The organism is Clostridium sp. AF50-3 (assembly GCF_003477445.1).
GTDB classification, from domain to species: Bacteria; Bacillota; Clostridia; order Lachnospirales; family Lachnospiraceae; genus Otoolea; species Otoolea fessa.
Genome location: NZ_QUDH01000008.1, coordinates 90,138 through 106,203, shown reverse-complemented (window position 1 = coordinate 106,203; position 16,066 = coordinate 90,138). Strand labels below are relative to the sequence as shown.

Below are 16,066 nucleotides of genomic sequence, written 5' to 3'. Positions count from 1 at the left end.
TCAGGTTCTCGAGGTCAGTTTTACATGAACGGTGCACTCGTCCGTCATCTGGCCGCTCTGGTCAGTCACGGTGATCAGGACATCTTTTTCATGTACGTATTCATCGGTACCCGGCATATACGGGCGTTTCATGGCATCTTTAATAAAGTCAGAAGCCTGCTCTACAAAATGCTCATGATCCATATAGTACGGGGAGTTGAATGTCACGTTGCCGGCTGCGTCAACCTTTAAGATGTTCTCGTCACCGGAGGTGAAGGAAACAGTCTTATTGTCGATGCTGCCTGCACTGATGATACCCCTTAAGCTTGCACTGGTTCCGGTCAGCTGATAGGTCGGGTCGTCCGCATTGCCGGTAGCCTTTAAGGTGATGTTCATATCCATCTCATGATCGGTCATCTCGACCTGCTCATAAGTGAAGTTCACCTGAATGTAAGCGCTGTCGGATAATCCATCGTACTCGGACACTGCCCTGATCGGGATCTTGGCGGTTGTCACATACGGATTTGCGGAACTGGTCGGATGCTTCATGGCTTCCTTCATCCAGTCGCTTAAAGCATTCTCGAATGCTTCACCGGTCCACTGGGTTGTTTCTCTATCCGGAATATTTAAGGAATAAGTACCGTCACTGTTTAAGGTGATGATCTTAGCATCCTCCGGGTTTACAAGCTCGAATTTTGCAGTCGTATTCTTATCCGTCTTGGAGTTTACCTTATATCCCATCTGGCCGGTGTATCCCGTGATGTCATATACACGCTTGGTTAAGTTGGTAGCCTTTACGTTAACATTCAGTTCCTGAATGTCCTCTGCCAGCTCCATCTTCTCAAAGATCGTATTGAATGTCACGGTTGTGGTATCAGTCATGACCACATCGCCGGATGCGTTTTTCGCCTTTGCAGTGATGGTAACCTGTCTGGTTGTTACGTCAGCCGGATCATCATCATTTAAGTCGTACGGATGCTGCATAGCGGATGCGAACATCTCGTTTGCTGCGTTCTTGAATGCGTCACCGGTCAGGAGATTGCCACTGCTGTCCCTCGGAACAACAACGCTTACCATTCCGTTTTCATCCACAGTTGCAAGGCTCGGGTCACTGGACTCGTACTCAATGGATGTCAGAGTCGGGGAATGCAGGTTTGCAGCTGCAGAAACCGGGCTTCCGATCACTTCGTATACACCATTTGCCAGATCCTTGGTCCTTAATACGTAATCCGCGGATACTTCCTTATTAGCAACCGTCAGGTTCTGATACATCAGGGTCACATGTACGGTACACTGATCCTCGTGTCCGGCGTTATCCCTTACCGTGATCACGACATCGCGGGTACGGAGGCTGTCTGCCTTATCTGTCTGATACGGATACTGCAGGCTTCCTTAATAAATTCATATTTATTTCCGCCATTTTCAAGTTCTGCCTTGAACTCCTTATTGGTCAGGTATCTCGGCTGTGTGAAGGTTACCTTTCCGGTGTTTTCATCGACTGCTAAGATATCCGGGTTGCTGGAAGTGTATTTTGCAGTTGTGTTGTCCAGGTTCGGGTCGTTGATCGTCTTGTTTAAATCCAGTTCCAGGTCTCCGGTGAAGGAGTAGGTCGGATCGTCCGCACTTCCGTTTGCGTTCATGGTAACAGACATGTTTGCCACATGCTTGTCCAGGGTTACGGTACGGTAAGTAAGGTTTACATGAACGGTCATGGAATCCTGCATTCCGCTGTACTTGGTGGTCGCGGTGATCACGACATCCACGCTCTGTGGTTTACCTGCGTTCTCATCAAGCATTGCCTGCTTTAAGAAATCATTGCGGGCTGCCAGGAATGTCTCACCCTTCCAGCCGGTTGTTGCGTAATCCGGAACAACGAGTGCATAGGAACCATCCGCATTTACCTTTAAGATATCCGGTCTGCTGGAAGTAAAGCTTACGGTATCATTCGGGTCTGTGGAATGGTTGCTGAATGCCACCTGTCCATCGAACTTACTGATATCATAGAGCTTCTGCTCACGGTTCAGTGCGCTGATGGTAACATCCAGTGTCTGCTCCTTCTCGTCCATCTGCATATCTTCGTATGTCAGATTGATGGTCAGGTTGCACTGGTCTGCCATACGTCCGTCTGCACTGCGTGCGATCACGGTGGCAGTTGTGGTGGATACGAACTGTCCGTCCTGGGTATACGGATGGGTCATTGCATCCTGGATAAACTTGGATGCGCCAGCCTTAAAGTTGGAACCGGTTAAGAGATCGCCGTTGCCATCTTTCGGCAGCTTCAGGCTGATCTTGCCGTTTGCATCTACTTCAAGGAAGGAAGCCGCATCGCCTTCAACTTCGTAAACAATATCCGTTTCTGCAGCATCATGGGAATGGATAGTAGCCGGGTTATTTAGTGTATGTCCGCTGATCGCATAGGTAGCGTTATCACGCAGTCCGGTTGCTTTCAGGTTTACATTCATAACCGCAGTATTCTTCTCAAGTTCTACGTCTTCATAAATGTAGTTTACGGTTACATTACAGCTGTCTTTTACCGTCTCATCAATGTTCGTCACGTTGATTGCTGCGGTTCTGCTGTCCTTGTATTTTCCGTTTGCGATCACCGCATCCTGCCATGCCTGGTCGACTGCCGGCATGATGACACCGTCATCGTTTACGGTTACGTAAGCTTCATTCTCGGAACTCCAGTAAGCAGTTGTCTGTGCGCCGTCTGCTAAGTGCATGGACGCCTGCAGCTTTCTGGAAGCGATATCCTTCACGGTACCATCCTTTAATTCGCTCCAGGTATGGGACGGATTATTGGTTCTGGACGTCTGGGTACGGATGATCGTGTATTCCTCGGTATTGGAATTCAGTCTTGCCTGGTCGTAGCGGAAGTTGATCGTGATCACGCAGGTATCCGTTGTTCCGTTATTACCTCTGGCTGTAACAGTTACCTGCTTCTGGCCGGTAAATACACCGGATCCGAAATCCTTCGCGTTATCAATGATCTTCTGCATCCACTCACGTTTCAGCGTTACATTGCCGTCTGCGTCAATACTTAAGATATCCTGATCGTATTCATAATCCGGAGTTACGCTTGTGCCGAATTCGTTTGTGAAATGTGCGGTCAGCTTGAACGGGTCTGTGGTCTGGTCACCGGTCCAGTTGTTCTTCTTGTCGTTGGTGAAGGAATTGTCCGTGTAAACGACATTGAAGGTCTTCTCGTGCTGGTCGATGTAAGCCATATCGTAACGGAAATCGATCGTTACCTTATAGCTGTCTTCCACCCTGCTCTTGCCAGCTTCCTGCTTGTAGCAGGTAACCATACCGGTCTTCTGGCCCTTGGTCTTATTCGCTGCGATCAGGTCTTCCCATGTACCCTTGATCGGTACCAGGTAACCATTCTCGTCGATCTTCGCAAAGTTTGCGATCTCGCCGGTCAGCTCATAAGTACCCTGGTTTGCGGCAACACCATTCTCGGAGTAATAGGTATTACCAAGTTTTACGATACCGTAGGACCACTTCTTGGTCGCTTCCACGTTCTCGCTCTTACTTCCCTGGGTAACAACTACCTTCAGGTTGATATCGCGGTCGTTTACGGCACCCTTCGATACATCGTAAGTTTCTGCCGGAGTGTCTACATCGTAGTGGTCCGGAGTTGCTTCAAAGCCTGCCGGTAATGTTCTTAACTGCTCTGCGGTCATATCAAGACCATCATAGCGGTAATTTACTGTAACCGGGATCTCCAGTCTGGAGTCAGCATTTGCAGACTCAACCACGATCTTGAACTGCTTGGTTCCCTTATTATCCGTGCCACGGCTGTTGCGGATGGTGGAGAACCACTGGGAATCGGTATTTACAGTCAGATATGCAAATGTCTGTTTGTTATCCGGGTCATACTGCGGAGTGGATTCCCATTTAATGGCGGAACCTGCGTTTACCACATTGCCATTTTCATCCTGAATGGATACGCTCGGCGCTGCATCAACACCACTTAACGCTGCAGAGAATTCCTGCTTGTCGATGCCGGTCCAGGTACTCTTTTCCACAACGGAAGTACCGTCAACCGTCTTGGCCACGTTTTTGGTCTCCACGATATCAAAGGTCATGCCTTCCTGCTGTTCGGAGAATGCAGTAGAAGCCTTGAATGTAATATTGATATCCCTGTAATCATAAACGCTGTGATCCTTCTTGGAAGTTGCGTATACGCGGACCGTTACGGTACGGCCGTTCAGCTTGTTGGCTGCGATCAGGCTCTGAACCCATGGAGAGTATCCGTCAGCGTTCACATCCGTGCTGTCGTCAAAACCTCTTACCGTGATCTGGCCAGTCTCCTGGTCGATACGGAGCACGTCGTTTACATCTAAGGAATCACCCGCATTTACTCTGCCGATGCTCCATGTGACACCATTTTCGTATGGCTGGTAGTTGTTATCGGAGCTGTCATATTCCTCACCATAGCTGGTTACGGTTGCACTCAGCTTTTCGCCGATACCATCCGTTAAATACTCCTGTTTTCCGCCTGCGTAAGAGATGGTTCTCTTTGTAATCTCGGAGTTACGGTCACCTTTGAAGGTATAGAAGATATTGTAGTCCTGGATCTTGGACTTATCATTGATCTTCACCTCAGTCGGCATGATCTCGGTTCTGTCTTCCGTCTGGAAGTTTACGGTTACCAGACAGGTGTCGGTTACGGTGTTCTTGGAGGCATCCTTTGCAGTTACCTTCACTAACATCTGGTACTGATGCGCATCGCCCGGATTCTTGATCATTCTTGTGGTATACTTCGCATCCTCATCACCGGCCCATGCTGCGATGGTCACGTTACCGTCCGCGCTCTTTTCGGAGATACCCTTCAGGTTTACGTAAGCATTCTTATAGCTGTTCGCACTGGTGCTGACATTTAAGGTACCGTCATCAACATTGCCGATCGCATTTTCAACGACCTGGCCCTTGATGGCAGCAAAGTCTTCTTCCAGTCCGGTCTTTGTGATGTACCAGTTGACATCATCCTTACTGAAGTAATCCGGGTTAAAGGTAGCGATCAGGTCAGAAACACTGCCGTCTGCCGCATCGGATTCTCCGTTTACCGTATACTTCACTTCCGGATTCTTACGGTCACCGGATAATGTACGGACTACGTTGTAGGTGATGTTATTGTGATTTAATGCCACGCCCTGTACGGCAACCTGGGTCTGATCCACGATGTTAAACTTAAAGGTTGCATCCAGAGTACCCATCGGAGGATTTGCCTGATCATTCGCATCCTCTACCTGTGCGGTTGCGGTTACAACGGAATGATACCAGTACGGGGAAGCCGTTGTGATGCTGTTCTTATAACCGTCCTGGATCTGCTTTGCGGCCAGCAGATTTGCCTGTTTTGCGATCGCGGACGTAGCTGCATCCGTCAGGTTTAACATGAAATATGCGGCCGGAGCTGCGGTATTTCCGTTTCCTGCGACAAGATTGTAAATCAGGCCGTTTCCGCCATCGGTGGATACGGTGCTGTTATTTGAGAATGCCCAGTTAAGGTTAAACGTCTTATTCTCCGCACCGTTTGTAGCGCTGGTCATCCAGAACTTGGCAGCTTCATTTACGATCAGCTTGCCATCCTGGGTCTGGGATGCGATCAAGATATTCTCCCATTTGTTGCCCTTACCATCTGTGATGATCTTGGCTGTTCCAGAAGAAACGTCCGGGTCTGCGTCATATGCAGTTGCGCGCCATTCGATCGTCGGCTGCTCTCTGGTGCCGGTACGGATCTGGGTGATATCGAATACCACGCGGTTCGGGAGGATCTCCACGGACTCGCTGCTCTTCTTATATACGGCACCAATCGTCGTGTCGGCTCCTGGCATGCTGAAGTGATAGCCGCCGGATTTATTGATGCCCGCCTTGCTGACTGCCTCTTCCTCCAGGAATCCGTTGATGTTCTTGTGGGAATACCACGGGTTCTGTTCCACTGCGTCGTTCAGCTTATAGAATCCGACTGTATCTCCTGCTGCATTGGTCTCCTTCTTGTCATCAAAGGTCACGTAAACAACATCGCCTTCTGCGAATGCGACCTGATGTGTGGAAGTAGCCGGCTTACGATAATTGTTGCCGAGCACATACGCGGTCATTTCGGATGCTATCTTACCATCTACGATCGGGTTATCGGTAGTTAACAGATATCCACGGATCGGGTTACCTGAACTGTCACAGGTGTAGTGGTTGATGGTTGCGAGGTTCGGGTCCATTGCGGAGTTACTGCCCGCAGCTCTTGTGGTTGCCTGGATTCCGTTTTCAAGCAGCTCATAGAAATAGTCACCATCCGCACTATCCTGATCGACATTTCCGGAAACCAGAGTGTATCCCTTGTCTCCTGCATGCCAATATCCGATGTATGCGTCGGTTCCGTATGTTCCGCTTACTGATGCCGGCTTTCCGCCGAGAACACCTTTGTCCGCCTTACCCTTGGTGTCAGCAAACAGGTATGCTACTTCGCCGTATTCGCCATACGTGAAGGTTGTATTGCGGATCGAGCTTCCGATGAAGCATGCGGAATAATTATATCCGCCGGTCGGTGCAATGACGTCACCGGAGAAACGGCCAACACGGACTTTACCGCCGTTATAACCGCCAACCAGTCCGCCGACTGAGTAAGACTCATTGGATCCTACCTGACCGGATTCTACCTGGGAGTTGATCACGTTGGCATTTTTAATGACACCGGCGATACCGCCGACGAATGCGCTGTTACCATAGATATGGTTTCCAGAGCCGGCGTTTGTATCCACAACTGTATCCAGGATGGATGTATTCGCTGCGTAACCTACGATACCGCCAACTGCGGAGTGTCCCTCACAGTATCCGTTCGGAGCAAGGTTGCTGGTCCATACAGCGATCTCATCTGCGCGGCAGTCTTCGATCACGGTGCCTCTGTTGGTGTCGGATGTGTCGGAACTATGAGCGTATCCTACGATACCGCCAGTGTAACCGTAAGCGTTTGTTACATATCCGCTGACATAGCAGTCCTTGATGTCTGCGTCGATTGCTTCACCGGCGATCAGTCCGACATAGCTTCCGCCTTCCCTGCCGATAGAAACGGTATTTCCGTTTGTCTGGATATGCAGACCGGTTACGGTCGCGCCTGCACCCAGCTTTGCGAAGAAGCCGTAGTGCTGCTGCATGGTCACCTTGGAGATCATGTCCGCGCTGACACCGATAGCCGTATTTGCTCTTGTGCCGAAATTCTCGATAACGACTTTGTCATCGCAGGCTAAATGTGCGCGGAATGCATTCGGGGTACCGCCATCATTTAAGGCACCGCCGACCGGCAGCCAGCATCCATTTAAGTCATACGTACCGTTCTTGATACGGTAGTAGACATCGTCATTATTATAAGTGTCCTTGTTCTGCGCGATCATGGCCGCGAACTGGCGCAGGTCCTCCACGCTGTCGATGGTATACGGGTTCTCTTTTGTACCGTTGCCATCGCTGTATACGTTACCGTTCGCACCATAATTTTCCGGCCACAGGGAACCGATGATGCTTAACGGCATTACCATCATGGCTTCTGCCGCCATTGTCAGAAAACCGTATGCGGTTTCAAAATCCACATGGCAGATCCAGTCTAACAGCACATCGTAATGATAGCCTGTGATCTCGCCATCTTCATTGCGAATCACGCAGTTTGTCTCAAACCAGGTATTAAACTCCTCAGAAACATCGGACTGATCCTCGTTCCATAAGGATAATGCATAGGAAGCAAGCTGCTCTTCTGTTGCCCCTTCTGTATCTTCCTTTTTAATGCTTGCATGCCATGCTTTCACGTCCTGTTCGTTTGCGGACATGAACCAGCTCCAGAACTCTGCAGTACCAAATTCCGGATAGCTGTCGAGCGGATGCAGTTCCGCATCTTTTAAGAAGAATTCCTGGATGAAATCATAGGCATTCTCATAGCCTGCTTTTACCATCCAGCTTAAGATCGCATCCATGTCATACAGCCATTCGCCGTCCACCATCTCGGCAGCATCCTCATACAGCCATGCCCAGAATGCGTCTGTTCCGAACGCCGGCACTTCTGCCTCGGATTCGGACGGGGTTGCTTCGGAATCGGTTGCCTTGCTCTCGCTTTTTGCAACGACTGCTGCCGCATACCACGCCTCAACTTCTTCATCGGATGCCTCGGACAGCCACTTCACGAAATCTTCGGATCCGAATTCCGGATACTCCCCGAAATCCTTTCCGGATAACGTGATGTCATCCAGCGTCTGGTCCGGAATTTCTTCCTTCGTTTTGGATGCGTTGGATGCATTGATGTCATCGTTTAAGTCGCCGTCTTCCGGGTTGCCGTCTTCATCCACTTTCAGCTCATCATCCGTTTTGTCATCGGCTTCTGATTTGGTCGCCTTCTTGGCGACTTCATCCTCGACATCCTCATCGGGTTCCTGGTCCACGTCTGCAGATTTCTTATCGGATTCATCCGAGGATCCGTCAAGATCTGCATCCTGGTCCAGCTCATCCGCCAAGACGGTCATGGCCGGAGCGATGCTCGGGAGCACGGTTGAAACAGATACGACCGCTACGGTACATCTTTTCATCAGTGATCTCTGATTCTTTCTCACTTTTTGTTCTCCTTTCTTTTTCTTACATTTCCCGGTCATCCCGGGGGATTACCGCCCTTCGCATACCGCGATCACGGGCTTGTCCTCAGTATGTTACATCTTTTTAAAAATTGTGACGTTTCTGTGTCCGGGTTTTCCGGCCATCCTGTTTTCTTAATTTTTCTTACGATTTTCGCTATTTTCTTTTGGTTATCTGTATTTTTCACTATCTGTATCTTTTTTTCAGCCCATTTTTTCGCATTTATGGGAAAAAGATGACCAAAAAGTGTTATCCGCAAAAAATCACACCTTTTCGGCACCCATAGTCTGGTCCAAAAAGTGTTATCCGCAAAAAATGGAGCCGCAAATGCGGCCCCATTTCGTGTAAATTCCAGTTAATGGTCCTGATATACGCTGTACATCGGGCGGATACCGACGCTGCATGCCTGCTTGACGGCCATCCGGTCCGTGCCGGCGCCGATGCGCCGTACCACGTAGGTGCCTTCGCGCTCCACATAGGTCGTCTGCTTCTGGCATCCAGCCCAGTCTGCGTTATGGTCGGAATACTCATATCCAGTCTCGGTACCGGAGAGCGGGTAGCGGGTCACGCTCTCCTGTTCCGTGATTCCTTCCGGATTCGACTTCTGGCGGATCTGATAAATACCTGCATCCGGAACGACGGTCAGTCCATCTGCGCACGCATTCCATGTTGCGCCCTGGTCTGCCGACCATTCCATATCAGCGCTTGTGACCGTCAGCGCATGGACTGCCGCGCCGGTCTTTATCGTCTGTGACTGTGCCCGGTTACGCAGCAGGCACGCGGATGAGACACCGACTGCCGTCTGTCCGTCCGAGCATGCGGCCCAGGTCGCACCGCCATCTGCGGAATATTCCATGGATGCATCTGTTTCGGTCAGCACGTACATGCCGCCAGACAGTACCGGCTGTTTGGAAGTTCCGGCTGTTTTTGACCTGGTCAGATAGTATCCGCTTCCCGGTACGGTGGTGCGTCCGTCCGTGCAGTCCTTCCATGTATTCCCGTTATCGGTGGAGTATTCCATGGACACTGTGGTATCCGGGATCGCATATTCTTCCGCCACGCTGTGCGGTTCGATGTTGCCATTTTGCAGGTTAACCACGTAAACCTGGTCATCCGTACCGTATACCGGTGTTCTTAACCAGTAGGAAGCCGCGTAATGTCCATCATAGACGGCATCCACGTTATCCGTATCGCTCCGGTCAAACTTCCAGAGGTAGTTCTTCATATCCAGCGCTTCTTCCACAGACGGGATGTAGAGCTTTGACTCCAGATACTGTGCACGGTCGCGTTTGTGTTTCTTTAAATCCCGGTCGTCCAGGTTCTCGAAAGCGCCGGCCGCTGTGGAACCGGAATACTCATTCGCGATACCGATATCCATCGTGACGAGGTTTCCGGTACCGGTGTCTACATTGCTTAAGTAACTGTGGATGTCGGAATAGCGGTAATTGTTCGTCGTTCCGAAGAATCTGGTATCCCGCTTGGAATCATCCTCGTTATACTGAAGCCCCGTATAGGAAGGCAGTACGGTGTCACATAAGAATAATGCCATCGTCTTATCCAGGTTGGAATTATCCTTATAGTTGTCGTTGACGCAGCGGAACAGGTACGTCTCGCCGTCGATCGTGCGGGACTGGATGTCCCCAACCTTCCAGTGGCCACTTACCACGCCTTCACTCACGCCGCCAGCATCCATGAAGATGATCGGGCGTACCATTTTTGTTCCAGCTTCTTCCGGTGTCACGCGGCTTCCGTCGCTCATCTGTACGAGACCGTCGAGGTCCTCGCCCTGCTCTTCCTTTAAGATGGTTAAGCTGTTCGGGAAGTGGTAGGTATTTTCCGCCTGCGCTTTATAGCGGTCATATTCTTCCTTCGTCAAAAGACCGACGTTTGTAAGTCCTGCGTCCACAAGTACCTTACGGTTGCTGAGTCCGTCCATGAATGCGTCTTCTAAGAAGGTCCGCAGGTCACTGGACTGGTAGACCGCGTGTCCGGTGCTGCTGTATCCGCCATATTTGGATACCTCAAAGCCGTCCTCGCAGAGCAGGAGCTTTTTACCGGTACCTTTGTAGTCCGTATCGACGCAGATGAAGTTTAATTTCATGGCCGGCAGTCCGCATGTGCCTGGGTCCCAGTCCACCGTGATCTCATCTCCGATGTTCATCTTCATCGCCGCACCGCAATTGTCACACATACCATCATGGTTTTTATCCTCATGCCCCAATGCCTGGTAATAGGTGGTTTCCGAATAGCCGCATTTGCTGCAGGTCTTAACGACCATGCCTGTTACTTCGCAGCCGGCGGATACCGTCTTGGTCACTTCCATGTTGTGGGTGCAGGTTTCCTCATGCCATACCCGGTTGAAGGATACCCTGGTGATGTAATAGGTTACCCCGTCTTCCACGAACTGATCCACCAGCTCCGTCGTGTAGTTGGCAATGTCATAACGCGATACGATGGAGCTGACCTCCGCCGTTGCCGCGTTGTAATCACGCCCGATCACATAATAGCTGTGTTTTTTCGCGTCAACCGTGTACACGGCCATTTCCGTTAAGATCCGCTGCGCATCTTCCGGTTTGTCAGCGTAAAAATTCTCAAACTGGTTCTCAAAGGTTTTGTGGTAGGTGATCTCGAACTGGTTCGTGCTTAACATCCAGGTCGTCAGCTGTTTTGGTCCCTGCTCATCGGCGCTCCAGATGTTGCCCTCCGCATCACGGAAGGTGTCCGGATAATGCACCGGAAGATATCCGTGCGCCTCCGCTCCGTCAAATGCCATGTCCCCGGCTACCGGCGGCAGGATGTCCGTCCCGTTCCCGTCCGTGAAGCGGATCAGGAATTCCTGTTTGTGTTTGTTCATGGACTGGTTATTGTCGATCGCTTCCACGTAAAAGACAACCTGTTTGTTGTCTTCGTCCAGGGTGAAGCTCTTTTCCGTATCATCTGGGAGTGTGTATCCCGGGATGGCGATCCCCTGGATGCTTACTGTCTCCCCTTTTGTGGCTACTCCGGTATAGATTCCGACGTCGTTCCAGGAATCCTCCTCCCGGTAGATGATCGTGTAACGGCACGGTTCTGTGCGCCGGATCTCATCAAAGCTTGCCTGCGCTTCCTTCTCCCATTTTTCTAAAAGATTGACGGAAGCATCACCCTTGCGGTAGCGGATGTTGTACTGGCGGTATACCGTTCCACCCATGTATTCGATGTACGGGGAAGCAGTGACTGCGCGGTAGGTACTGCCATCCGCGCCTTCGATCACGTCCGGATAGTCGAAATAAAGAACATCTCCCTTCCTTGTAAAACCAGTCCGCCATGGCAACAGCAGGTTTCCGGTCTCGTCCGTAAAGGTCACGAGCCATTCTGCACCGTCGTATTTTCCGGTATGCGGGTTGCGCTCCGGAGCGTTTCCGCTGACGCGGTACATCATGACGGTCGCGTAATTGTCATCCGCGTTCTCGCTGACTACAAAGTAGTTGTCGGAATCTTCCTTGAACGCGTACTGGCGGAAGGTGTTACGCAGGTAGATCTTCGTCCCCGGGTAAGCCTTGCCGGTCTTGATATCGAGCACGCTTCCGGTATCATCCGCCTGCAGCCGGATCGAATAATTCACCTCCGTTTTCTCATCCGTAAACTCTGCTGTTTTGTAGAAGTATACATAGAACTCGCAGACTTCCTGCTGGCCGCTTATGGTAAAGGTCATGGAGTCGCTTGCCGCGATCGCTTCATACGTTCCGTCCGGTAAGTTGACCTTTTTTAAGAACGTCCCCGTCACCTGGGACCCGATCACGCCGATGCCTACTTTATCATCAAAGATGCGCTTTGTACGGTCCTGATAGGAAACATAGTGAATCACATACGGGCGCAGTTCCTCGATGTCCACCTGTTCCTGTTTCTTCTTTAAATAAATGTTGCAGAAGTTGTTGGCCTTGTTGGAGGAAATGCGCACCTGGGCCGGGATATCACTTAACAGCTCATATCCCTCCCACGCAAAATCGTCCGCCGTCAGCGTAACGTCAGCCATGCGCCCGCCGCGTCCTTCCATGGTCTTTGTAAATAAGACATCCCCGGTCTCGATATCTATCGCACGGAACTCGTACTGGAAGATCTTATACGGGATATATAATACCTGGAAGTGGTTATTGGTCTCGCTGAGCAGGAAGGCATATTCCTTTTTGGTATCCATGTCATAGCCGTAGATCTCGTAATGGGGGCGGATCGTTGAGCCGGATTTTGCGGAATCTGTAAAGGTCTTGATGATATTTCCCGCCGCATCCACACAGTCGATGGTGTAATCCACGTAACCTTCCGGCTTTACATACTGCTTGTCGATGCACCAGGCCGTGAAGGTATTAACCCCGTGTCCCGTGCCCGCCGTGATCACGAACGGGTCATGGTCTGCCAGGACATATCCGGACGGTGCCTGGATGGCGGTCAGGACGGAATCCGCATAAGCGCTTCCGGTCTGTGTCATCAAAAGGGCTCCGGTATCACGGTCGCAGTAGCGGATCATGTAGTTGTATTTGGTTGGTGCCTGGTCGTCTGTGTCGCCCTCATCCGCCTCGGATACGGTCGCTGTTTCCTCTTTGGATATCACAGCCGGGATATCCTCCCCGTCTGCTCCTCACAGAGCACCGTCAGGCTCTGCCCGTCCTCCTCCAGTTCAAACCCGGATGCGAGGTCTACGACTTCATAGCCGTCTAATAACAGCTCCGGGACTTCAATGTAGGTTCCGGCTTTCGCGCTTCCTGCTTCGGAACCGACCGTTTCCCCGCCTTTCGTCTGGAAATCGATCCGGTAATCCAGGGGCTCTTCCTCCGGCTCCTGGTCTACCGTTACGCTGCCGGATGCTTTTTTTGCCATCCGGCGTGCGGCCGAGGCAAGCGTCTGCGGTTCATCCTGCATAAGGCCGCCGTCCGTTTCGGCTTTCTCATCCCCGCTTTCATCCTGGATCTCTTCCTGATCTTTTTCCAGTTCCTCTTCCGTGTCATCTTCCGGATCCGGTACTCTCAGTTTTTCGTATTTGATAGCAAACACGCTTCCATCATTGAGCAGGGTTGCTTCGTGAGACTGGTGCTCGATCTCCCGTTCCCCGTCGAATGCCTGTTCCGGGATCGTGATCCTGTCGCCGCGCAGGGCTGTCCCGGTGGTCTCCCTTAAGACCGTGCCGTCCATGTCCGCATAGCGGATCGTGTAGGAAAGGGTGTTTTCCGATTCTGCTTTTGTCCGGTACATGATGGTAAACGCGGATACGCCTGGCTTTAATGTGCCGGTATGCGCCTGTCCGTCCGCCTCTTCGTAACCATCAAAGGTACCCGCCGGGATCGTAATCTCCTCGCCGGATGTGCCGAGGTGTTCTTCTTTCTTCAAGACGGTTCCATCCGTCGCAACATGGTAGATGGTATAGAGGCTTTTCTCCCCTGCTTCGTCCTTTTTCCCTAAGACTTTTTCTTCCTGGCCATCCTTGGTGTAAAAGATGTGGAAGATCTGTCCGTCTGTTTCTAAGGTTCCGGTCGCAGGCTGCCCGTCTACCCGGGTGTATCCGTCAAACGCTTCTGTCGCCAGGGCAATAGCATTCCCTTTATCTGCTTTCCCTGTTGTTTCCTTTAAAACTTCATTGTCCGGTCCGACAGCCCGGATCGTGTATGCCGTATTCCCTTTTGTTTCCGGCTCTTTTTCCACCGGTGCCTGGTCTATTTTCCGGTCCGGTTCCAGAATGACGGTAAAATCATTGGATCCGGCATCCCCGATCGTCCAGGATGTTTCCTGTCCGCCGGCAATATGGTAATCCGGGTATTTCTGTGCTAAGATATCTGCCTCCAGTTCGCACTTTTCACCCTTTTTTCCGTAGGAAGCGTAACCGCCAAGGCTTTTTCCGTCTGCCGTAACAAAGGAGACTGTATACCCCGTCAGGCGGTCCCCGGTCGGCAGCGTTTCGGACAGGACACCGTTCTTTTGATAGACGATCTGGAAGACTGCGTGATCACTTACCAGGTGGAACATTGGTTCTTCGCCCCGCACTGCGGTATAGCCGTCAAACGTCTTGACCTCCGGGAAAAATACGGAATCTTTCGTAGCTTTCCCCTCATAAGAAGCCAAGATGTCCCCTCCATCTGTGACATAACGGACCGTATAATGATACGTCTCTTCTTTCGCGCTTGTACTTTCGCTCTTTCTGCTTTTGGAAGAACCGCCGGAACCGCTTCCACCGCTGGCCCTGGTATTGGCTGCTGCCAGCTTGGCTTTTGTGATGTATCCGCGTCCGGAAATATAGACTGGTTTTCCGTTTTCCGTCCACCGGCCGTCCGTATCGACGGTAAATCCGTCCGCCGTAGTGCAGGACGCCGCCATTTTTCCGTCTTCGCCAAAATAATAGCAGTATCCGTCAATCCAGGCCCAGGTCTTTTCCAGTGCAGCCCCGTAATATCCCGTATGCTCATTGACTAAAAAGTACCAGATGCCGTCCATCAGCTTCCAGCCCGTGTCCATGACCCCGTCCGCGTCCAGATGGTACAGGCGGTGATCGTTCGGGTCCCTGAGCCATGTACTCTTTTTATACTGGCCATCACCGTCTTTATATCTCCATTTTCCCTGGTCTACTTCCCAGGCCGGCTGGGTAGCCGCAAATACCGGCGTGACCATCTGCGCCGCAGTCAAAAAGACCGCAGTGCCTTTTGATATGCTATGATGTGTTCGTTTCACGACGCCTCGCAGGAAAAGCTTCTCTCAGCTTTTCCGCTCCTCCTTTCTGTCCGTTTCCAGTTAACTGTTTAGATGCCCGTCCGGGGCATTGAGTAACTGCATGAGCTTATCCGTGGCCGCGATCTCGGCGTACTCATTCGTGACACCGCATTCGTCCAAGATCATCTGTGCAGCCCTCACTGCGTTGGCACACAGCGCCTTCTTGTTGTCCTGGCCGCTGATATTCTTGATGTTAAGGATCGTGGCAGTTACAAGGGCGTTTAACAGCTGGTCAGCCTGAGTATATCCGATAACACTGCAGTTACAGTTGTATTTCTCCCGGAAATCCCCACTGTTTCCCACACGGTACGCCCCGGCCAGACTTTCCGTGATTAAGATAGCCCGGTCACAGTCGCGGACCTTGCGTTCCACCTTCGTGCCTTCCTCGTCCGCCAGCTGGTCAATGGTAAGCCGTACCTGGCGTGTTAAAGGCGTCCCGATCGGTTCCAGAGCTTCTGTCTCTTCCAAAGGTTCGGATTCTTCCTTCGCTGTTAGTTCTCCCCTGTCTGACCCATCTTTTTTTGCGGTCATTTCTGCTTTTGCATTCATTTCTTTCGTTGCAGTTTCCTCCGCTTCTGAGGACTACCGAAATCACCTCTTTTTTCTGTTCTTCTGTTTTAATTTCTTTGTCCTGTTTTTTTTTGAAAAACATCATAATTCGGTGCGAGGATACTCGTGACTTTAGTCATGAGAGGAATCACACCGGAATACAGAGAAGATTAACGAGCACATCCCTCTTTCTTCC

5 protein-coding genes are annotated in these 16,066 nt (G+C 51.1%); all 5 read right to left on the bottom strand.

Annotated elements, in window-relative coordinates; all coding sequences use genetic code 11:
* Window positions 1-1,311, bottom strand: coding sequence for a hypothetical protein (locus DW085_RS10690; protein ID WP_118492688.1), 1,311 nt, complete (start codon window positions 1,309-1,311; stop codon window positions 1-3).
* Window positions 1,308-8,570, bottom strand: coding sequence for a hypothetical protein (locus tag DW085_RS10685; RefSeq protein ID WP_118492686.1), 7,263 nt, complete (start codon window positions 8,568-8,570; stop codon window positions 1,308-1,310). Before DW085_RS10685 ends, DW085_RS10690 begins: the two co-directional genes overlap by 4 nt.
* A gap of 374 nt (window positions 8,571-8,944) precedes the next feature.
* A complete protein-coding gene (locus DW085_RS10680) occupies window positions 8,945-13,177 on the bottom strand; it encodes a DUF6273 domain-containing protein (RefSeq protein ID WP_118492684.1) in 4,233 nt (1,410 codons plus the stop codon).
* Window positions 13,174-15,282, bottom strand: coding sequence for a MucBP domain-containing protein (locus DW085_RS10675; RefSeq protein WP_147353950.1), 2,109 nt, complete (start codon window positions 15,280-15,282; stop codon window positions 13,174-13,176). Before DW085_RS10675 ends, DW085_RS10680 begins: the two co-directional genes overlap by 4 nt.
* Before the next feature lie 60 nt (window positions 15,283-15,342).
* Window positions 15,343-15,870: a hypothetical protein gene (locus DW085_RS10670; RefSeq protein ID WP_118492680.1), complete on the bottom strand. Its 528-nt coding sequence runs from the start codon at window positions 15,868-15,870 to the stop codon at window positions 15,343-15,345.
* Between the last annotated feature and the right edge of the window lie 196 nt (window positions 15,871-16,066).

Bases quoted from the DNA above. Each gene is read 5' to 3' on its own strand.
- DW085_RS10670 (WP_118492680.1), bottom strand. From the start codon at position 15,870: ATGAATGCAAAAGCAGAAATGACCGCAAAAAAAGATGGGTCAGACAGG.